18 protein-coding genes are annotated in these 19,964 nt (G+C 69.9%); 9 read left to right on the top strand and 9 right to left on the bottom strand.

Annotated features, from left to right (window positions below):
* Positions 1-27 precede the first annotated feature (27 nt).
* The 3 genes from JQS43_RS13330 to JQS43_RS13320 are packed head-to-tail and all read left to right on the top strand — an operon-like array spanning position 28 to position 1,886.
* Positions 28-1,179 (top strand): acyl-CoA dehydrogenase family protein, encoded by a 1,152-nt coding sequence (locus tag JQS43_RS13330; RefSeq protein WP_239674714.1) that lies wholly within the window; start codon positions 28-30, stop codon positions 1,177-1,179.
* Between the two features lie 6 nt (positions 1,180-1,185).
* On the top strand, positions 1,186-1,383 hold the full coding sequence (locus tag JQS43_RS13325; RefSeq protein WP_239674713.1) for a hypothetical protein: 198 nt from the start codon (positions 1,186-1,188) through the stop codon (positions 1,381-1,383).
* A 47-nt stretch (positions 1,384-1,430) separates the two neighbouring features.
* Positions 1,431-1,886, top strand: a complete 456-nt coding sequence (locus JQS43_RS13320; RefSeq protein WP_239674712.1) for an Lrp/AsnC family transcriptional regulator — start codon at positions 1,431-1,433, stop codon at positions 1,884-1,886.
* A 6-nt stretch (positions 1,887-1,892) separates the two neighbouring features.
* Here JQS43_RS13320 and JQS43_RS13315 read toward each other — a convergent pair whose 3' ends face one another.
* The 4 genes from JQS43_RS13315 to JQS43_RS13300 form a co-directional block, all read right to left on the bottom strand.
* Positions 1,893-2,510, bottom strand: a complete 618-nt coding sequence (locus JQS43_RS13315; RefSeq protein WP_239674711.1) for a GTP-binding protein — start codon at positions 2,508-2,510, stop codon at positions 1,893-1,895.
* Entirely contained in the window at positions 2,491-2,856 is a 366-nt protein-coding gene (locus JQS43_RS13310) for a DUF742 domain-containing protein (RefSeq protein WP_239674710.1), read from the bottom strand. Before JQS43_RS13310 ends, JQS43_RS13315 begins: the two co-directional genes overlap by 20 nt.
* Before the next feature lie 64 nt (positions 2,857-2,920).
* A complete protein-coding gene (locus JQS43_RS13305) occupies positions 2,921-3,328 on the bottom strand; it encodes a roadblock/LC7 domain-containing protein (protein WP_239674709.1) in 408 nt (135 codons plus the stop codon).
* A 43-nt stretch (positions 3,329-3,371) separates the two neighbouring features.
* Entirely contained in the window at positions 3,372-6,380 is a 3,009-nt protein-coding gene (locus JQS43_RS13300; RefSeq protein WP_239674708.1) for a sensor histidine kinase, read from the bottom strand.
* A gap of 435 nt (positions 6,381-6,815) precedes the next feature.
* Between JQS43_RS13300 and JQS43_RS13295 the strand changes: the two genes are divergently transcribed.
* Positions 6,816-8,099, top strand: coding sequence for an ABC transporter substrate-binding protein (locus tag JQS43_RS13295; protein ID WP_239674707.1), 1,284 nt, complete (start codon positions 6,816-6,818; stop codon positions 8,097-8,099).
* Between the two features lie 78 nt (positions 8,100-8,177).
* Here JQS43_RS13295 and JQS43_RS13290 read toward each other — a convergent pair whose 3' ends face one another.
* On the bottom strand, positions 8,178-9,041 hold the full coding sequence (locus JQS43_RS13290; protein WP_239674706.1) for an ABC transporter permease: 864 nt from the start codon (positions 9,039-9,041) through the stop codon (positions 8,178-8,180).
* A gap of 105 nt (positions 9,042-9,146) precedes the next feature.
* Positions 9,147-10,130 (bottom strand): ABC transporter substrate-binding protein, encoded by a 984-nt coding sequence (locus tag JQS43_RS13285; RefSeq protein ID WP_239674705.1) that lies wholly within the window; start codon positions 10,128-10,130, stop codon positions 9,147-9,149.
* Between the two features lie 205 nt (positions 10,131-10,335).
* Between JQS43_RS13285 and JQS43_RS13280 the strand changes: the two genes are divergently transcribed.
* Positions 10,336-10,992 carry an O-methyltransferase gene (locus JQS43_RS13280; RefSeq protein ID WP_239674704.1) on the top strand — a complete coding sequence of 219 codons (657 nt, stop codon included), beginning with the start codon at positions 10,336-10,338 and terminating at the stop codon, positions 10,990-10,992.
* Between the two features lie 121 nt (positions 10,993-11,113).
* Positions 11,114-11,902, top strand: a complete 789-nt coding sequence (locus JQS43_RS13275) for an ABC transporter ATP-binding protein (RefSeq protein WP_239674703.1) — start codon at positions 11,114-11,116, stop codon at positions 11,900-11,902.
* Between the two features lie 26 nt (positions 11,903-11,928).
* Here the strand turns inward: JQS43_RS13275 and JQS43_RS13270 are convergent, their stop codons facing one another.
* The 3 genes from JQS43_RS13270 to JQS43_RS13260 all read right to left on the bottom strand — a co-directional run bounded on the left by JQS43_RS13270 (position 11,929) and on the right by JQS43_RS13260 (position 15,203).
* On the bottom strand, positions 11,929-12,732 hold the full coding sequence (locus JQS43_RS13270) for a class I SAM-dependent methyltransferase (RefSeq protein WP_239674702.1): 804 nt from the start codon (positions 12,730-12,732) through the stop codon (positions 11,929-11,931).
* A 72-nt stretch (positions 12,733-12,804) separates the two neighbouring features.
* Entirely contained in the window at positions 12,805-14,214 is a 1,410-nt protein-coding gene (locus JQS43_RS13265) for an amidohydrolase family protein (RefSeq protein WP_239674701.1), read from the bottom strand.
* On the bottom strand, positions 14,211-15,203 hold the full coding sequence (locus JQS43_RS13260; protein ID WP_338037182.1) for a methyltransferase: 993 nt from the start codon (positions 15,201-15,203) through the stop codon (positions 14,211-14,213). The genes JQS43_RS13265 and JQS43_RS13260 overlap by 4 nt, the downstream gene beginning before the upstream one ends.
* Before the next feature lie 135 nt (positions 15,204-15,338).
* Here JQS43_RS13260 and JQS43_RS13255 point away from each other — a divergent pair, with 135 nt between their 5' ends.
* The 3 genes from JQS43_RS13255 to JQS43_RS13245 all read left to right on the top strand — a co-directional run bounded on the left by JQS43_RS13255 (position 15,339) and on the right by JQS43_RS13245 (position 19,956).
* Positions 15,339-15,935 (top strand): TMEM175 family protein, encoded by a 597-nt coding sequence (locus JQS43_RS13255; RefSeq protein WP_239674699.1) that lies wholly within the window; start codon positions 15,339-15,341, stop codon positions 15,933-15,935.
* A 92-nt stretch (positions 15,936-16,027) separates the two neighbouring features.
* Complete coding sequence (locus JQS43_RS13250) at positions 16,028-18,847, top strand: ATP-binding protein (protein ID WP_239674698.1); 2,820 nt, start codon at positions 16,028-16,030, stop codon at positions 18,845-18,847.
* Between the two features lie 107 nt (positions 18,848-18,954).
* On the top strand, positions 18,955-19,956 hold the full coding sequence (locus JQS43_RS13245) for a trypsin-like serine peptidase (RefSeq protein WP_239674697.1): 1,002 nt from the start codon (positions 18,955-18,957) through the stop codon (positions 19,954-19,956).
* The last annotated feature ends 8 nt before the right edge of the window (positions 19,957-19,964 follow it).

Below are 19,964 nucleotides of genomic sequence, written 5' to 3'. Positions count from 1 at the left end.
ACCCAAAACGAGCGTTAAGCTATGGGCATGGCCACCCAACCACCCCGGATGCTTCCCACCGAAGACGCCCATGACCTGCTCGAACTCGCCTCGGAGCTGGCCGACAAGGAACTGGCGCCCAAGGTCGACGAGTACGAGCGGCGCGGCGAGTTCCCTCGCGAGGTGATCCGGACGATCGGTCGCGCCGGGCTACTCGGGCTGCCCTATCCGAGCGAGTACGGCGGCGCCGAACAGCCGTACGAGGTGTATCTGCAGGTGCTGGAGGTGCTCGCGAGCCGTTGGCTGGCGGTGGCCGAGGCGGTCAGCGTGCATACGCTCGCCTGCTATCCGTTGGCTGCCCACGGCGACGATGCGCAACGGGAGCAGTTCCTGTCGGAGATGCTCGGCGGTGAGTTGCTGGGCGCCTACTGCCTCTCCGAACCAGCCGGCGGCTCGGACGCCGCCGCCATGACCACCCGCGGTATTCGCGACGGCGACGGTTACCGGATCCGCGGCACCAAAGCGTGGATCACCCACGCCGGGGTCGCCGACTTCTACAATGTCTTCTGCCGCACCGGCGACGATGGCCCAGCCGGGATCTCCTGCCTGCTCGTGGACGCCGACACCGCCGGCGTCGAGCCGCAACCGCGGGAGCGCACCATGGGGATCCAGTCCTCACCGGTGGCGCAGATCGTCTTCGACGACGCGCCGGTGCCGGCCGGCCGGCTGCTCGGCGGCGAGGGTCGCGGCTTCGCGATCGCCATGCAGGCGCTGGATGCTGGCCGGTTGGGCATCGCCGCCTGCGCGGTCGGGCTGGCGCAGGCGGCGCTGGACTACGCCGTCAGCTACGCCCAGGAACGTCGCCAGTTCGGTCAGCCGATCATCGACTTCCAGGGCGTCGGCTTCCTGCTCGCCGACGCCGCCACCCAGATCAGCGCCGCGCGGGCGTTGACGCTGGCCGCGGCGCGGCTCAAGGACGCCGGCCTGCCGTTCTCGTCGGAGGCGGCCAAGGCGAAGCTGTTCGCCACCGACATGGCGATGCGGGTCACCACCGACGCGGTGCAGGTGCTCGGTGGCTACGGCTATGTGGCCGACCATCCGGTCGAGCGGTGGATGCGGGAGGCGAAGATCCTGCAGATCGTGGAGGGCACCAACCAGATCCAACGGGTGGTCATCTCCCGCGCACTCACCCGCGACTGATCAGGCATGGTAGCGGCAGCTGAGGCGCTGGAGTCAGTGTGGCGGGCCGAGGCGGGCAGCATGCTCGGCGTGCTCAGCCGTCGGCTGGGTGACCTGGAGTTGGCCGCCGACGCGCTGCAGGACGCCTGCGATCAGGCGTTGCGGCGCTGGCCGTCCGAAGGGGTGCCGGAGCGGCCAGCCGGCGGGATCTACTCAAGCAGATGACGAGTGACCGCTCCGGGGATTCGACATCGCCGGGGTAGGTTTTTTCTGTGGAGGAGATGGATCGGGCGATCGTGGCCGCGCTCGCGCTGGACGGCCGGCTGTCGTATACGGATCTGGCGGAGCAGGTCGGGCTGTCGGTGTCGGCGGTTCACCAGCGAGTGCGTCGGCTGGAGAAGCGAGGCGTCATCACCGGCTACACCGCGCAGGTCTCGCACGCGGCGGTGGGGTTACCGCTGACCGCCTTCGTCGCGATCCGGCCCTTCGATCCCTCGCAGCCCGACGACGCGCCAGATCGGTTGGCCCACCTGCCCGAGATCCAGTCGTGCTACTCGGTCGCGGGGGAGGACTCTTACCTGTTGCTGGTGCGGGTGGCGAGCCCGGTGGACCTGGAGCGCCTGTTGCAGGAGATCAGGTCCGCCGCGAACGTCACCACCCGCACCACGGTGGCGCTGTCGATTCCGTACGAGAACCGACCGCCCAAGGTCCGGGATGGGCAGGGCTGAGCTGGCTCAGCGTGCCGACATCGCCGACGGGTTCCGCCGGTACATGTTGACGACGTACTCCACCAGGGCGATGAGCGTGTGCTTGACCGAGTCACGGACCCGTGCGTCGCACATCACCAGCGGCGTGTCCGGGGAGATCGCCAGCGCTTCCCGGATCTCGCCGTCGGCGTAGCGAGGCGCGCCGTCGAAGCAGTTCACCGCCACCAGGTAGGGGACCTTCCGACTCTCGAAGAAGTCGATCGGGGAGAAGCTGTCGGTGATCCGGCGGGTATCCACCAGCACGACCGCCCCGATGGCGCCCTTGTTGAGCTCGTCCCACATGAACCAGAATCGGGTCTGTCCGGGGGTGCCGAACAGGTACAGGATCAGGTCCGAGGACATGGTGATTCGTCCGAAGTCCATCGCCACGGTGGTGGTGTTCTTCCCGGGCACACCGGTGGTGTCGTCGACCGTGTTGCTCGCGGCGGTCATGACCGCCTCGGTGGTCAGCGGCGTGATCTCGGAGACCGCCCCGACCAGCGTGGTCTTGCCAACCCCGAATCCACCGGCCACGAGGATCTTGGCCGACTTGATCCGGCCTGCGGCCGATTGCGGCGACGTCGGGTCAGAGCTTGCGGAGTCCACTTAGCACCCTCTCCAGCAGTTCCATGCGTTCCTCGTAGCCTTCAGTAGCGGACGTCTCGTGTAGCGTGAGCATGCCCTCGCCGGTCATGTCTGCTACCAGCACCCGCGCGACCCCGAGGGGCACCCGCAGGTGAGAGGCGATCTCGGCTAACGACAGCGCGCGACCGTCGCACAAGTCGGCGATCATGTGCTTGTCGCGTCCCGCGAAGGCGGCCTCCTGCCGACCCTGCGGCGTGGTGACCAACACCGCCTCGATGGCGATGTCTCTGGTCGGTTCGGTCCGGCCGCGCGTAACAGCGTACGGCCGAATGAGCTGGCCTCGTGGATCCTGCCTGGGGCCGTCCACCGCTCACCTCTCTCCGCTGCTCACGCCGCTTACTGGCAGCATCTCGCCTACCGTTGGTTGGTTACTAATGACCAGTCACCGCAGCTCTCGATGCGGGTGTCAGGGCGTTGCCCACCCGCTCGACCAGGAGCGCCATCTCGTAACCAACCTGCCCGACATCACAGTTTCGGGCGGCGAGCGCGGCCAGCGCGGCACCATCGCTCATCGACATCAGGAACAGGAAGCCACCGTCCATCTCAACGACATTCTGGAGGACGGCGCCCGCCTCCAGCAGCCCCGCGGCGCCTTGGGTCAGGCTGACCAGGCCAGCGGCGATCGCCGCCAACTGGTCACCCCGGTCGCGGGGCAGGTCGCGGGAGTGGGCCAGCAACAAACCGTCGGAGCTGACCGCGATCGCGTGAGCGACCCCGTGCACCTCGTCGGTGAAGTTTGTCAGTAGCCAGCCCATATCCCGGTGGGTTGGTGATGTCATGTAGGGACCGTCTCCTCCCGTTACCCCCTCATTAATGTACATATCAGCGTCCCCCGCTCTCCCGGCCACGCTGCACTCCTCGGTGATACGCGGAGAGTAGCCCGCGAATCTCCTCCGGGGAGCGGCGGTTGTTCGCCGCCGGGGTGTCCTTCGGAGTGGCCGTTGGTATCTCGACGCTGCCGGGAACCAACTGTGCCTGGGGAACGCGTTTTGGCAGGCCCGACGCGGTGGCGCCGCCGGAAGTCGGCTGCGACGCGGCGGCGGCTGCCCGCCACCCGAAGTCGGCGGCGGTGCGCCAGTTGTCGGGCTCGTTGCGGTGAGTAGCGGGTTGCTGCGGCGCCGAGCTGCCTGCGGGCTGATAGCTCTCCGCCTCTGCTGCTGCGGAGTTCGTCGCCGCCGGGGGTGGGGCGCTCGATGCCGGTGATGGCGTAGCGGCCGGTGGTGGCGTGGCCGGCGGGGTGGCCGCCGGTGGCGGAGTCGGGGCCGAGCGGGGCGGCAACGTCGACGCCGCCGGCTGCTGCCGTGGGGCTTGGTTACCCGCGCTCGGCGTCTCGGTCCGCTGGCTCGCCTGCCACGCGTCCTGATTGTGCCCGGTAGGCCCACCCGCCTGGTTGCGGAACCAGACCTGCTCCATCTCCTTGAAGATGGGTAGCTCCACCGTCGCCTCCGGGGGTGGCGGAGGCTGAGTGGCCGGGGGCGGGCTGGGGTGCTGGGTAGTCGGGGACTCTGACCCGGTGTGCGCCGTCATGTCGTAGAGCGGCCGGCCCGCCACCGGCAGGTCGAACTGGTTTGTCTCCTGGTTGGCGTGGTTCTGCGCCGGCTCGTAGCTGGCCGGCTGACCGTTGCCCATCGGTGCCGGCTGCGGGGCCACATGGGACTCCTGCCAACCGGTGGCCTCCTGCCCCCAGCCGCTGGGCTCCGGCTGGTCCCACCCTCCAGGCTGGGCGGCGGCACCCGGCGAACGCCTGGGTAGCTGCCCCACATGCCGGGAAGGGACCGGTGGTGTGGTGGGAGCCGGGGCGGGAGCGGGCTCGACCGGCAGCGGCGAGCGCGGGGTCGGCGCCTCCAGGCTCCGGGTGCGGGAGCGGGGCAGGACCAGGATGTTGCGGGGCAGGGCGACGTAGGCGATGGTGCCGTAGTTCGGATCGCAGCGCAGCTCCACCCGGATCTGGTGCCGGGAGGCGAGCCGGGCCACGACCGCCAGCCCCATCTTGCGGAAGGTCGTCACCTCCAGCGACGGCGGCGAGGTGAGCCAGGCATTCAACCGGCTGACCTGGTCCTGGGACATGCCCACGCCACGGTCCTCGATCTGGATGATGACGTGGTCACCGAGCCGTCGGGCCTCGCAGACCACCGCCGAGTCGGGCGGCGAGAACCGGGCTGCGTTGTCGAAGAGCTCGGCCACGAGTCGTACCGTGTCGTTGACCGCGTTGGCGACCACCGAGACGTCGGAGTCGATGGTGCCGAACTCGATCCGGTCGTAGTGCTCCACCTCGGACTGGGAGGCGCGGAGCACATCCGCGACGAGCGCATCGTCGGTGCGTGGCGGGCTGCTGTCGGCGCCGGCGAGCACCAGCAGGTTCTCGTCGTTGCGGCGCATTCGGGTGGCGAGGTGGTCCAGCGCGAACATTTTCGCCAGCCGCTTTGGGTCCTCTTCGTGCCGCTCGATCTCGTCCAGCTGACTGATCATCCGGTCGACCAGCGACTGTGACCGCCGGGCGAGGCTGAGGAACATCGCCGAGACGCTGGTCCGCAGCGCCGCCTGCTCGGCGGCGACCCGGACCGCCTCCCGGTGGACCACGTTGAACGCCTGCGCGACCTCGCCGATCTCGTCCCGACTGCGCAGCTGGATCGGCTCCTGCACCTGCGCGGCGAGCTGCGCGGGGGTGTTCTCACCGAGGGTGCGGGGATCGCTGAGCCGCTCAACTGTCTCCGGGAGGTCCTTCTCGGCCACCGTCAGCGCGTTCTCCCGCAGCTGTTGCAGCGAACGGGCGAGCATCCGGGCGAGGAGCACCGCCACCGCGATCGCGATCGCCAGCGCCAGCAGGACCAGCACCGACTCCAGCAACACCTGCTGGAAGACCTGGTCGCGCAGGTCGGTGGCGGCGGTGACCTGATCGGTGTGGAGGCCGGTCTCCTCGGTGCGCAGCAGGTTGACCACCGCGCCCAGCGACTGGCTGGCGGCGTCGGCGCTGATCAGCGCCTGGCCCTGGTTTGCCGACTGGATGACCGACGCGGCCGCCCGGTCGGCGATGACCACCGAGCCGCCGCCGATCGCCGAGTTGACGGCGGTGAGTTGGCTAGCGTTGGCGGAGAGGGTGAAGTTCAGCAGCGATTCCTGGGCACCGGTCTGGGTGGCGAGGAAGATGGCGAGCTGCTCCTCGTCGGGCTCACCGTCGAGCAGCATGACGAAGGCGAGCGCCTGCGCCTCTGACATCTGGTTCTTCGCCTTGGAGAGCGCGGCCAGGGCCCGGATCGACTCGGCGAGGTCCGGGTCGCCGGCGACCTGCGAGACAGATTCCTGGTAAGCGATGAAGTCGGTGAGCACCACGCCGTAGCTGAGGACCACCCCGGAGACGGTGGTCTCGCTCTCGCCGACGATGCCCTGCCGCACGGTGCCCAAGTTGGCGAGCTGTTCGTCGACTCGGGTCAGCCGGTCTTCCACGACGTCCGGGACGTCGCCGAGCTCTGCCCGGGCGGACTGGTACTGCTCGACGGCCTCGTCGGTGTTGGCCACCAGTTCATTGAAGGCGCCGGGATCGGCATCCTCCTCGGACAAGAACTTGGCCGCCGCCATCCGTTCGGCGTGCAGCTCGTGCGCGACGGTGGCGACTTCAGCGGTGACGACCGCCAGCGACCGGGTCTGGTCGGCGCCCAGCGCGCGTTGCCCACTGTCGACGAGCCGGACGGAGGCGAGCGCGACCACCGCAATCAGCGGGATGATGAGGATGAGCCCCAGCTTTGAACGGATCCGCGCGTCCCGCAGACGCGAGCGAAACAGGCCCTTCGGGGACGACGGGCCGGCCTCTGCTGCTGGGGGGCGATCTGTCAACGTGCTGCCTCCGTCTTGGCTGGTCGGGGGAGTAGGCCTCAACTACCGGCGAGCTGCGCGGCGCGGGCAGTCAGAAGCACGTCGGCGATTTCACCACACTCGTCGTGGGTGGGGAAGGATCGGGCGGTGCTCGTAGGACGCTGGCGAGTGTCCCACGATCTCGTTACTGCTGGATTTCGCTGCCGCCGATGTGGTCTGTGACCAGGTAGTTCTTGATCGCCCGAGAAATGGTGGCCGGCATGGCAGCAGAGAGACCGACGATTGAGGCAGAAAAAGGACGCGGGTGTGTGACTCAGATCACATGATCTTTCTGGCTCAGTGGATAGCGCATATTGGACGAATAGCCCTTTATACCGGAGGGGGTGCGGTAGACCCCGGGATCGAGGTTTGACAAGGTAGTGGCCGCTTGAGAGCACAGCCGGCAGGAGGAGCATGGTGCGAAGGTCCAGTAAACGACGGTACGGGTCGACCGTGGCGGCCGCGGTCGGTGCGGTGGCGATGACCCTTAGCGTGGGGTGCGCGGCGGTAACCGGCGGTTCCGGGCCGGAGAGGTTGCTGATCGGCGTCGATCTGGAATTGACCGGTGACGGCTCCGAACTCGGCGAGATCTACCACAATGCCCTGACGCTCCGGGTGGAGCAGATCAACGAGTTGGGGCTGCTCGGCGACCGGGAGCTTGAACTGGACGTGCGGGACAACCGTTCGGACAGCGCGACGGCCGCCAACAACGCCGCGGACCTGGCGGGCGATCCCGAGGTCATGGCGATCATCACCGGCGGCTGCGGACCCTGCGCGGTGGCGGTGGCCCAGGCCGCGGACCAGAACGAAGTCCCCACCATCGCGTTGGCCGCCCCGAGCGGTGTCATCGAGCCGGCAGAGGAGCGGCGGTACGCGTTCAAACTCGGGCCGAACGCCGACCACACCTCGGAGGCGATCGTCAGCGAGCTACGTGCCGAGGAGATCGACACCATCGCGGTGATCGCGGTCGACGACGAATACGGCACCGACGGACTGGAGGAGATGACCAGCGCCGCCGAGCGCACCGGCATCGACGTGGTGGTGAACCAACGGATCACCGGCAGCGACGAGAGCATGCAGTCGGCGGCCGAGACGGTGGCGGCGTTCGTGCCGGAGTCGAGCGCGCCGCCGGAGGGTGGTTTCCCGCCGCCCGACGGGCTGCCGGAGCAGGGCCAGCCGGACCAGGGCCAGGGGGATACCGACGAGGTCGGGGCGGTGGTGATGTGGGCCTACGCGCCGATGGCCGCCGAGGCCGCTGGCCACCTGCGCTCGGCCGGCTACGAAGGACCGCTCTACCTGGACGCGGTCGCCGCCGATGAGCTGTTCCTGGCCGGCCAGTCCGGGGTAGCGCTCGCCGGCGCCACCATGGTATTCACCGAGACCTTGGTGATCGACGAGGTGATCGCCACCTCGCCGGTGCGCGCGGCGCGCAAGAACTGGTTCAGCGACTACAGCTCCCGGTACGGGACCTACAACGCGTTCTCCTCGTTCGCCGCCGATGCCGTCCAGCTGGTGGTGGAGGCGGTCAACCGGGGTCCCGATGAGGTGGACCGGGTGGTGCTCCGGAACATCATCGAGAACCTGCAGATGGAGGGGCTCACCGGCACCATCCGGATGAGTCCGGCGCAGCACTCGGGACTGTTGCCGCAGGCCTTGGCGACGCTGGTGGCGCGGGGCGACCGCTGGCGGCTCAGCAGCTAGTCCGGGCCTGGCCCGAAGCGTACGGCGGCCGCCACCCCGCTTTGGGGTGGCGGCCGCCGCGTCATCCGGGCCTTGTGCTCAGGCGGTGGTCGCTTTGACCCATGGCAGGAGCAGCCGCTCCAGCAGCACCAGGGCGTAGAAGAGCGCCACGCTCATGATGCTGAGGACCACCAGCGCCGCGAACGCGAGCGCCTTATTGGTCGACGCCTGCACGATCACATAGCCGAGCCCGGTTCGGCCACCGGAGAACTCACCGATGACCGAACCGATGACCGCCAACGGCATCGCCACCTTCAGCCCGATGAAGATCTGCGGCAGCGCGTACGGGAAGCGGATTTTTACAAAGGTCTTGAGCTTCGAGCCGTCGAGCGACTTCGCTAGCTCGGCCAGTTCGGAGGGGGTGGAGCCCAGACCGGTGACGGTGGCGATGATCACAGGGAAGAAGCAGATCAGGATCACCATGGCGATCCGCGGCTGCATCCCGAAGCCCAGCCAGATCACCAGGAGCGGGGCGAGCGCCACCTTGGGGATCGCGTTGAAGGCGACCAACCACGGATAGGTCATCCGCTCCACGATCCGGGAGTGCGCGATCAGCGTGCCGAGCAGCATCCCACCACCGACGGCGAGCCCGAACCCGACCGTCGACTGAGTCAACGTGATCCGGGCATGCTCCATCAGGTAGGGGAATGAGTCGATCAGCGAACGCACCACATCCGGCGGGGCCGGGAGCACGACCGGTGCCACGTCGAATGCCACCACATAGCCCCACCAACCGCCCACCGCTATGCTCAGGCCGAGCAGTGGCAGCACCACCACCGAGATGTTGCTGATCAGTTGCCGTGAAGCGGGGGATCCGCGCGGTGGCGTGGTCCGCTGGCTGATCGCCTCGGGTAATCCTTCGGGGGTGGGGCGCCGGCCGGTCGGCGCCGATCCTGTACGCATGGGAAATCCTCTCTGTCCTGGCTCTCAAGCCCGCGAACAGCGGTGGGCTCCGGCTCCCGGAGGGGGAGGGAACCGGAGCCCACCACCGAACGACGCTGGTCGGCCCTATGGCGCCATGTCGAAGTCGACCAGATCCTCCGGCGTGACCCCCGGCGGCACCGCCCCGGCGGCTTCCAGGGTGGCGATCATCTGAGCCACCCGCTGCCGGTCGAAGCTGCCCAGCTCGGCGTCACCGACCTGGGCGTACGGGACCATCAGCTCCAGCTCGCCGACGGCGAGGTCCGGGTTGACGCTCTCATCGAACTCCCCGAAGATCTGCCCACACTCCTCGGGGTTGGCCAGCGACCACTCCAGGCCCTCCAGCAGCGCGTCGCGGAACCGCTCGACCAGGTCCGGGTTCTCCTCAATGGTGCTGGTGGCGGCGTTGAGTGCGACGCCGTAGAGGTCGGTGACGTAGTCGGTGTAGGGGAAGACGTTGACCTCCGCCCCCTGCGCGGCGAGCGAGATGGTGGGCTGGCCCACCACGAACTGGCCGATCGCGTCCACCGAGCCGCCGCCCAGCGCCGGCCCGAGATCCGCGGCGGCCACTGCTTCGATCTCCACCTCGTCGAGATCGATGCCCGCGAGCTCGGCGTAGGTGGGGAATAGCAGCTCGGTGACCGCCCCAGTGGGCAGCCCGATGGTGCGGCCCTCCAGGTCGCGAGGGGACTGGATGTCCGGGTCCACCGACATCCAGGCGGAGAGGTTGTTCTGCTGGATCGCTGCGACCGCCTTGAAGCCCTCGACCCCATCGCCGGCGGCGATGGTGGCACCGACCAGGTCGGTCGGAGTGAAGTCGACCTGCCCGCTGATCAGCAGCGCTAGGTTCTCCTCAGTGCCCGAGCCGGACTGAATATCCAGCTCGATGTCCCGGTCGGCGAAGAAGCCCTGGTCTTCGGCGCAGATGGCGTACGCGTCGCGGCCCAACATGCCGAAGTTCGTCATGTAGACCACCTGGTCGACGCCGCCGCCCCCGGCGGACCCCGAATCGTCGTCGCTGCTGCAGGCCCCGGCGAGCAGCAGCACCGCGATGCCCCCGACAGCGGTCATGGTGCGCGGATGCGCTCTCATTTACATCCTTCCTGGGAGGGGTGTGATTCGGCACGGTTCGGCGCCGGTCATCCGGCTAGCCGAGCCGTTACCGACCCGTAAGCTTACGGAGGGAACCAACTGGACGCTAGACCTGACTCTCAGTGAGAACGGCCTCAGCTTCACCGGTGGTCTTGTTCGTCCGAACAGGCGTTAGCGTGTTCGCATGACAAAGGCCCTCACCCTCACCGACGAGCTCTACGACTATCTGGTGGAGCACTGCACCCCGCCGGATCCACTGGTGGCTGAGCTCATTGAACGGACCCGGGCGATCCTTCCGGAGCAGGCGAAGATGCAGGTAGCGCCCGAACAAGCGGGGTTTCTGCGGTTGCTGGTCGGGGTCATGGGTGCGCGGGAAATCGTGGAGGTAGGCACCTTCACCGGGCTCTCGGCGCTCTCGATGGCCAGTGCTCTGCCGGCCACCGGAAAGCTTATTACATTCGATATCTCCACCGAGTACACCGAGCTTGCGCGCGATTTTTGGCGACGGGCGGGAGTGGCGGACCGGATCGAGCTGCGGATCGGTCCGGCGGTGGCCGGCTTGCGGGAGCTACCGACCGAGCCGCGGATCGATTTCGCGTTTATCGATGCGGACAAGCCCAACTACTATCGATACTGGCAGGAGCTGGTACCCCGGATGCGGCCCGGGGGCCTGCTGGCGGTGGACAACGTGCTGTGGGATGGTCGGGTGTTGGAGGCCGAACCGACCGACGAGCGCACGCGAGCGATCATCCAGTTCAACCAGGACATCCTCGCCGATGACCGGGTGGAGCTGGTGATGTTGCCGATCGCCGACGGGATCACCCTGGCTCGGCGCCGCTGACCTGCGGCGACCCGCAGCTCCGGGGGATGTCGATGCGTGGTTGTCCCCGGGTGTGTCGGCGGCTGCGGCGGGGCTAGGCTGTGGGGGCTGGACGGGCGGGTTCGAGCGGGAGTAGGGCGACATGATCCGATTGGTCAATATTTCGCAGACCTTCCAGGGTCGTGCCGGCGCCGTCGAGGCGCTTCGCGACATCGACCTCGAGGTCGGTGAAGGCGAGTTCGTGGCGGTGGTGGGACGTTCCGGGTGCGGCAAGTCCACGCTGCTCCGGATGGTCGCCGGCCTGCTGAACCCGACCCGCGGCGAAGTGTATGTGGACGATGCGCTGGTCGACCGTCCCCGCCGTGACCTCGGTATGGTCTTCCAGCGGCCGGCGCTGCTGCCGTGGCGATCGGTCTACGACAACGTGATGTTGCCGATCGAGTTCTTCGGCTGGCGTAAGTCCGCCTACCGGGACCGGGCGATGGCGCTGCTGTCCAAGGTCGGTCTGGACGGTTTTCACAAGCGGTTGCCGCATGAGCTCTCCGGCGGGATGCAGCAGCGGGTGGCCTTGTGCCGGTCGCTGCTCACCGAACCGCGAGCGTTGTTGATGGACGAGCCGTTCTCGGCGTTGGACGCGTTGACCAGGGAGGAGCTCTCCGCTGAGCTGCAGCGGATCCACATGGACAACGCCGCCACCATCCTCTTCGTCACCCACTCGATCAGTGAGGCGGTGTTGTTGGCCGATCGGGTGGTGGTCCTGACGCCCCGCCCCGGCCGGATCCTGCGCACGTTGGAGATTCGCATCCCCCGCCCGCGTACCCTCGGCCACAACGCCCACCAGGAAGAGGTCGCGCAGCTCAGCGCGGAACTCCACGAGCTGTTGATGGCAGATCACGAACCCACCGCCGCAGCGGGGCGGGTCGGCGGCTGACCGCCCCGCCCCGCCGCGGCCGGTGGCTAGGCCGGGCGGCGTCCGATCGTGGAGTAGGTCAGCAACCCCCGCCACACTAGCCGCGGGTCCCTGGTCAGTTCGCGGACCCGGTCCAGCTGTTCAGCGGTGAAACCTTCCCCGAGCAGTTCGTCGCGCAGCTGGTCCAGGGTGACCGTGAGCAGCAGCGCTCCTGGCGTGCCGCCGGGCCACGCCCGGGCGTGCACCTCGGTGTCCACATCGACCATGCCCGCCGCCAGCATGGCGCCGTGCAGTTCCCGGGCCCAGGTGTAGTCCAGCCCGTGCGCCTGTAGCCGCCGGCCCACTGCCCGCTGGTAGTCGGTGAGCAGCGAGACCGCCGCTTGGTCCGGGGCGGCGATCGCCCAGTCGCCGGGGGTGCCGTCCCACTCCTGGATCACCAGCGCACCACCCGGAGCGAGGGCTTCCACCAGCCGGCCGAAGATCTCTCGGCGGCTGGGGATGTGGGCCAGCACCAGCCGGGCGTGGATGAGGTCCCACGGGCCTTCCGGCACCGGTTCGGTGGTCAGATCGTGCTGCTGGCGCGTGTAGCCGGGGTGCTCGGGCAGCAGCCGGGTGTTGAGGTCGGTCGCCAGCACCCGGCCGGTCGGTCCGACCTGGTCGCCCAGCCAGCGAGCGATGCTTCCGCCGCCGGCGCCGATCTCTAGGCAGCGTGCGCCCGACAGGTCGCCCACCCGGGACAACCGGGCGCGGGTGAATTCGTCCAGCATGGCGGCGAGGAACTGATGCCGGTCGACCGACTCCACGTCGTCGTTGTCGAAGGCGTACGTGTCGGCAGGGGCCGATGCAGTCACAGTGTCTCCAAGGGTCGGCTCGTAGAACGGCCACCGACGTTACCGGCGGTGGTGATACGGGGCAATGTCGGTTTATGGGCCGGCTTGCTGGCCAGTCGGATCCACCCAGCCCCACCATTGCCGAGCGGGTGGCGGGTTGCCGGCGGCGGCCAGCACCCGGTCCCGGGCGGCGAGCCGCTTCGCGGCCATGGCGGGCAGGTCCACCCCGAGCAGCCGGCCGGCCCGCTTCCGGAGCTCACCGCCCACAATGACGGTGTCTATCTCCCCGAGGTGGCTGCCGAGCACCACCTGCGCGGCCGGGTCGCCCTCGGCCGGGCCGAACCGGCCGATGTCGAGCAGCACTAGGTCGGCGGCGAATCCGGGGGCCAACGGACCGACGCTCTCCGCCCAGCCCAGCGCGGCGGCGCCGTGCACGGTCCCGGCCCGGAGCACTTCCCGGGCGCTGAGCCGGGGTGAGCCGGGGCGGCGCGCCACCGGCACCTGCCCCTCGGCCCGTTCCTGTGCACCGTCGAGGTAGCGCTGAAGCAGGTAGAGCAGCCGCATCTGCGGCAGGATGGCCGGGTTCACCAGCGGCGGCAGGTCCACTCCCAGCGCCACCCGGACGCCCCGATGGTGGGCCCGCCCGACCATGCTGTACGGCCGCCGCCCGGAGTAGGTCTCCGCCTCTGGTTGGGTGGAGAGGAAACCGCCGCAGCTGGCGAGTAGGTCCAGGTCGGTGTCGGTGGTCAGGTTGCCGTGCGCCGGCAGCAGATCCGGCCCGAGCACCCCGGCTCGGGCCAACAGCTCCACCTCGCCGCCGGTATTGTTGTGGTAGGTGAGCGGGGCTCCGAGCGACCGGGCGAAACCGACCTCGGCCACTGTGGTCGCCATGTGCTCCGGTGCGACTCCGCTCATGCACACCGCCAGCTGGACCAGCTCGTCGCCGGTGAGCTCCGCGGCGATGCGCTCCAGGTCCGGGAATCGCGCCTGGGAGGGGCCCAGCTCGCCGTTTCCGGCCGGGTCCCGCCCGGCCAGGTCGTAGCCGAACCGGGCGCGGATCCCCGCGGCCCGTAGCGCCGCCACAGCGGCGTCGGCGTGCGCCGGGGAGAGCAGCGCGTGGCTGTAGTCGAGGACCGCGGTGACGCCGTTCGCCAGTAGCTCGACCGCGCCGAGGTAGGTGCCCAGATAGGTGTCCTCGGGGGACAACCAGCTGCCCAACGGGGGGATGGTGGCGAAGTACTCACCGCCCCATGACTCCGAGACCCGACCCCGGAACAGCGACTCCCACAGGTGGGTATGGGTGTCGACCATGCCGGGCAGCACCAGCATGTCGCGGGCGTCGATGACCTCGGCGTCGCCGGTGGGCAGCTGTTCGCCGACCGCGGTGATCACCCCGTGTTCGATCCTGAGGTCGCCGCTGGGGAGGTCGCCAACCTCCGGGTGCAGGGAGACGATATGGCCGCCGGTGATCAACAGCGGGCGGGTGCCCGGACCGCCGGTCACTGCTTCACTCCGAGCACCGCACCATTGGCCCCCGGGGCGTCGAAGCGGACCACCGTCACCTCGCCGAACCCGGTCTCCCGTAGCCACTGGGAGTACTCGGTCTCGGAGTAGTTTCGGCCACCTTCGGTGTTGACTAGCATGTTCATTCCCATCAGTGCGGCGTCGGCAGGTCCGGTACGCTCCGGATTGAGCAGCAGCTCCGAGATGACCACGACGCCGCCGGCCGGCAGCGCGGCATGGCACAGCCGGAGCAGCGCCCGGCCGGTCGGCTCATCCCAGTCGTGCAGGATGCTGCTGAGTAGAATCGCGTCATACCCCGGCGGCAGCGCCGGATCGCTGCGGAAATCCCCGCGCACGGCGTCGATCCGGCCGCCGAGACCCGATTCGGCGATCTTTTCGTCGGCGACCCGGCACGCCACGGGCAAGTCGTAGATGGTGGCCCGGAGCGACGGGTAGCGACGGCAGAGCTCGATCGCGCACGCACCGGAGCCGCCGCCGACATCGAGCAGGCGGGTGTGTGGGCTGAAGTCGTACGCTTCGGCGAGCCGGGCAGCGGTGAAGCTGGAGGTGGAGTGCATCGCCTCCCAGAAGCTCCCCAGGAACTGCGGATCGTCGGTGTCGAAGACCGAGTCCTGCGAACCCGCCTCCCAGCTCGCGGGCTGGTCGGTGCGCAACGCCTCGGTCAGCCGCTGCCAGGCACCGGCGCGACGGTCAGCGTGGCGCACCTGGTCGCCGAAGTAGTACCGCTGCCCCGGCACCAGGAACTGCTCGGCCTGCGGTGTGTTGCGGTACCCATCGCCGGCCCGCTCTAGCAGACCGAGCGACGCGCAGGCGGCGAGCAGCACGTCGGTGGCCCGCTCGGGCAGTCCCAGCTCCGCACCCAACTCGGCCGCGCTGCGGATACGGCCGCCCGCGAGGGTGGCGAACAGTTCCAGCTCGAGGGCGGCCGCGAGCGTCTTGAATCCCCAGAAGCCGGTGACGAGCCGCATTAGCGAAGTCGGGGTCGGTCCGGTCACGAGGAGCCACCCCGCCGGTGGGCCGGGAGGAGGCGACGGCGGCATGAGGACGGTTCGCGATGGATCATGACTCGTACCCTACGTGGGTGCCGGGGCCGTTAGCAGGGTGTGGACTCTCGCCCGCTGGACCGCACCACCGCCTTCACCGACGCGGCGGTGGCGATCGCCCTCACGCTGCTGGTGCTACCGCTGGTGGAGGTGGTGCACAGCGCCCCGCAGACGCCGTTGCCGGAGCTCGTGGACGGGCACGGCGACGACCTGCTCGCCTTCGTCGTCTCGTTCTTCGTGGTGATGACGTTCTGGCGGGCGCACCGGCGGCTCTTCGAGCCGGTGCAGCGCCTCGACGAACGGCTACTCACGCTGAACGGACTGTGGCTGTTGGGGGTGGTCTTCCTGCCGGTGCCCACCGCCGTGCTCACCTTCGAGGCCGGCGACCCGACCGGCGCCGCCGTTTTCTACCTGGGCAACCTGCTCTATGTGGCACTGGCCAATCTGGCCCTCGCCGCCTGGGTCTACCACCGCCGGTCGCTGTGGTCGCCCGAGCACACCGGCGTGCTGCGGCAGTACCGCCACCGTGCGCTCGCCGCGGTGGCGGTGATAGCGGTGGCGACGGTGCTCGCGGTGCCGTTCGGCGGCTACGCGCTGTTGACGTTGGCGGTGGTGCCGGCGGTGCAGTACCTGCAGCGGCGCCGCCGTACCCGGTAACCACCCGACCAGTCGGACGGTCGCGACCGGCCGGTGGAGTTGCCTGCCCCGGCCAGGTGGGTGAAGGTGGGTTGAGGAGCAAGGAGGCGACAGTGAGCGCAACCGGGGCGGTGGGGCGGGAGGAGTTGCTCGCGCGGGCCTGGAAACAGCTGCGTGACGACCACAGCGTTGTGGTGACCGGTCCGGCGGGTGCGGGCAAGTCCACCGTGCTCGACGCGCTCGCGCGCCGGGCCGCCGATGCCGGGGACCGGGTACTGCGGTGCGCACCGGTGGAGGCCGAGACCGGACTGCCCTTCCTCGCCCTGATCGACCTCCTCGCCGGGCTCGACGGCGACCCGGCCTGGGCGCAGCTCACCCCATCCTGGCAGGCGTCCCTGGCGGCGGTACGCCACGGCGCCGTGCCCCCTGGCGACCAGGCGCAGCAGTTGGTGATCCGGCTCGCCGCCCGGCAGCTGTGCCGAGTCGTCGCCCGACGCCGACCGCTCCTGTTGGTAATCGACGATCTGCAATGGCTTGATCCGGCCAGCGAACAGGTACTGGCGTTCATCGCCCGTCGCGTCGGTGACGCCCCGGTGCGGGCCCTGGTCTCGCAACGTTCCGCATCCGCTGCCGCCGCGGGTACTGTGGCCGCAGCGCCGCTGACCGCCGACCCCGACCGCCCGGACGGCGCGCTTGCCTCGCCGCACGCCCCACCGGTCTGCCCCCCGCCGGTGCATCAGCTGTCACTGCCGCCGCTCTCACTCGCGGTGCTGCGAGAACTCCTCATCGACCAGCTCGGGGTGGTGCCGCCCCCGGCGACGCTGCGGCGCATCCACGCGACCAGCGCCGGTAACCCGCTGTTCGCGCTGGAGCTGGTCCGGGCGCTCGCTCGGCTGCCGCAACCGCCCGCCCCGGAGGAGCCGCTGCCGGTGCCGGACCGGCTCCGCGGGCTGATGCGGGAACGGCTCACCGCGGTACCCGCAGCCACCCAGCAGACCTTGCTACTGGTCGCCGCCGCTGCCCGGCCGACCGGCGCGCTGCTACGACTAGCCGGCCGTCGCCATGCATCGGCCCACCTCGCCACCGCCGCGGAGCTGGGCATCGTGGAGGTAAGCCACGGCGGTGTGGTGCGCTTCACCCACCCGTTGCTGGCGGCCACAGTCTATGGTGACGCCCCGCCGACCCGGCGGAAACAGGCGCACGCGCAGCTCGCCGCGGCCGTCACCGACCCGATCGAGCGGGCCCGACACCGGGCGCGGGCGGCGCACGGGCCCGACGAGGCGGTCGCGCGAAGTCTGATCCGGGCAGCGCAGGTGGCCCGCCGCCGCGGAGCGCCCGCGGTCGCCGCCGAACTGGCCCAGGCTGCGGCCGACCGGACCCCGCAGCCAGCCCGGGCGGGTGACCGGATTCTCCGGGCCGCCGCCGACGCCCTCGCCGCCGGCCTGTGCGACCAGGCCCGGCACCTGGCTGAGTCAGTACTCGCCAACGCCACCGCCCCCCGCCAGCGGGTTGCCGCCTGGCTGGTGGTGCTCGACGCCACCAGCCAGGCCCTGCCGCATGCCGAACCACTACTCGCCCAGGCCCTCGCCGATGCCGGGGACCGCCCTCGGCTGCAGGCGCAGATCCGGGTCCGGGCGGTGACGAAGGCGCTGATGGAGGGGGAGCTGCCGCGGGCACTGGCGGAGGCTGACCGGTGCGCGCAGCTAGCAGAGACCGCGCAGGATCAAGACACGCTGCTGCGGGTCCTGTGCATGCGCGCGGTCGCCGAGCTTTCGATGGGCAGGGCCGAGGTCGCGGCCACCATCGGCCGGGCGCAGCAGCTGGCCGGTGAGCTGCCCCACCCGCCGACCTACCACGGGCCGCGGCATCTGCTGGCACGTTCCTACCTGCACCAGGACCGGTTCGAAGAGGCCCGCGCCGAGTTGACCCCGTTGATCGCCCAGGCCGAAGCGGCCGGGCAGGTCGAGGACCTGGCAGCCCTGCTCCGCAACCTCGCCGAGGTCGAGCTGCGGGCCGGCCGGTGCCGCCCCGCGCTCGCCGCCGCCCACCGCAGCCTGCAGCTGGTCGAGGACGCCGACCTGTCCACCGGGCCGGTGCTGTCGGTCGCCGCGTTGGCCGAGGCGGTCGGCGGTGACCCGGACCGGGCCCGGGCGCTGGCCGAGCGGGGAGTCGCGCTCGCCAGCGCCGACGGCGACCAGTTCTCGCTCTCGCGGAATCTGCACGCACTGGGGCTGGCGACGCTGATGACCGGCGAAACCTCGACCGCGGTCGCGGCGCTTCGGCGAGTGGCGCAGATCGAAGCAAGGATGGGTGAGCTCGATCCGACGCTGTTTCGCTGGCACGCCGACCACGTCGAAGCGCTCGTCGCCGACCAGGAGCTCACCGAGGCGGCCGCGGCGCTCGCCACCTTCCGGCCGCCCGCGAGCCGGCTACGTCGCCGCAGCGTGCTGGCGGCGCTGGCGCGGGCCGAAGCCTGGTCGCTGTTGGCCCAGGGCGACGCCGCGCACGCCGCCGGCCAGCTGCGCCTGGCCGCCGCCGAGCTGACCGGCATGCCGCTGGAGTACGGCCGGACCCTCTACGCGCTGGGCGTCGCGGAGCGGCGCCGGCGTCGGCGCACCGCCGCCCGGACCGCGTTCCGGGACGCCTTGGCGATCTTCGAACAGGCCGGAGCGGCACCGTGGGCGCAGCGCACCCGGGCGGAGCTAGCGGCGCCGGAGCCCACCGGGGGTGGCGAGCTGACCACCATCGAGCACCGGATCGCCGAGCTGGTCACCGCCGGGGCGACCAACCAGCAGGTGGCGAGCGCGTTATCGGTCAGCGTCAAGACCGTCGAGGCGCACCTCACCCGGATCTACCGCAAACGCGGTGTCCGGTCTCGGGCGGAGCTGGCCGGCGCCTTCGCCACCGAGCAGCGAATCAAGGGTTTTTCCTGAGCAACTCCCGTTTCCCGGTCCGGGGCGGCCTCCTACTTTTAGAGCATCCCAGTCACTTCTCTCGATGGCCGTCCGCTACCGTGTCCGGCCGGAAAAGTGAGGACCCGATGCGTCGTACCCCCATTCTGGCGGCGATCGCCGCCACCGCCAGCGCACTGCTGCTGGTCAGCGGTGCCAGCACCGCGCAGGCCAACCCCGCCCTGGCGCCCACCGGAGCGGTCGGCCAGCCGGCGGCGGTCACCGCCGACCAGCAGGCCGCGGTGCTGGACCATTGGACCAGCGAGCGGATGCGCGCCGCGGTGCCGATTGCGGAGCTCGCCGGCGACCTGGTCGGCGATGCGCCGGCTGGCCCCGCCCCGACGGTCGGCGCGCCCACGGTGATCGCCCCGACGGTCGCGGCGGAGCCGGCCGAGGCCAGCCTGCTGGCGTTCCCCCATTCCGGCGGGGCGTGGAACGCCGGCGGCGCGGTCACCCAGACCGCCGGCCGGGTCTTCTTCACCTACCAGGGCCAGTCGTCGTCCTGCTCCGGCAACGCGGTGACCAGCACCAACGGCAGCACGGTGATGACCGCCGGGCACTGCATCAAGCTGAACGGCAGCTTCCACACCAACTGGGTGTTCGTGCCCGGCTACCACAACGGCAACGACCCGTACGGCACCTGGCCGGCGGTGCAGACCTTCATCACCCCGCAGTGGAACGCCAGCGAGAACATCAACTTCGACATCGGGGCGGTGGTGGTCGGCACGGTCGGCGGCCAGCGGCTCACTGATGTGGTCGGCGGTCAGGGCGTGGCCTTCAACCAGTCGCGGGGGGCGGCGATGTACGCGTTCGGCTACCCCGCCGCCTCGCCGTACAACGGTTCGCAGCTGATCTACTGCAGCGGCAACACCTTCAACGATCCGCTGTTCACCACCGCTATCGGCATGACCTGCAACATGACCGGCGGCTCCAGCGGCGGCCCGTGGTTCCGTAGCTTCAACGAGAGCACCGGCACCGGCATCCAGAACTCGGTCAACAGCTTCGGCTACATCTTCTTCCCCAACCGGATGTTCGGCCCGTACTTCGGCAGCGAAGGCCAGGCCGTCTACAACACCGCCCAGTCCGCCTGAACCGGCCG

This window comes from Natronosporangium hydrolyticum (assembly GCF_016925615.1).
GTDB classification, from domain to species: domain Bacteria; phylum Actinomycetota; class Actinomycetes; order Mycobacteriales; family Micromonosporaceae; genus Natronosporangium; species Natronosporangium hydrolyticum.
The sequence above is the reverse complement of the archived record's forward strand: the minus strand, read 5'-3'. Positions and strand labels throughout refer to the sequence as shown.

Coding starts and splice junctions, on each gene's coding strand:
- JQS43_RS13325 (WP_239674713.1), top strand. CDS start 1,186: ATGGTAGCGGCAGCTGAGGCGCTGGAGTCAGTGTGGCGGGCCGAGGCG.
- JQS43_RS13275 (WP_239674703.1), top strand. CDS start 11,114: ATGATCCGATTGGTCAATATTTCGCAGACCTTCCAGGGTCGTGCCGGC.
- JQS43_RS13330 (WP_239674714.1), top strand. CDS start 28: ATGGCCACCCAACCACCCCGGATGCTTCCCACCGAAGACGCCCATGAC.
- JQS43_RS13305 (WP_239674709.1), bottom strand. CDS start 3,328: ATGACATCACCAACCCACCGGGATATGGGCTGGCTACTGACAAACTTC.
- JQS43_RS13280 (WP_239674704.1), top strand. CDS start 10,336: ATGACAAAGGCCCTCACCCTCACCGACGAGCTCTACGACTATCTGGTG.
- JQS43_RS13290 (WP_239674706.1), bottom strand. CDS start 9,041: ATGCGTACAGGATCGGCGCCGACCGGCCGGCGCCCCACCCCCGAAGGA.
- JQS43_RS13260 (WP_338037182.1), bottom strand. CDS start 15,203: ATGCGGCTCGTCACCGGCTTCTGGGGATTCAAGACGCTCGCGGCCGCC.
- JQS43_RS13245 (WP_239674697.1), top strand. CDS start 18,955: ATGCGTCGTACCCCCATTCTGGCGGCGATCGCCGCCACCGCCAGCGCA.
- JQS43_RS13285 (WP_239674705.1), bottom strand. CDS start 10,130: ATGACCGCTGTCGGGGGCATCGCGGTGCTGCTGCTCGCCGGGGCCTGC.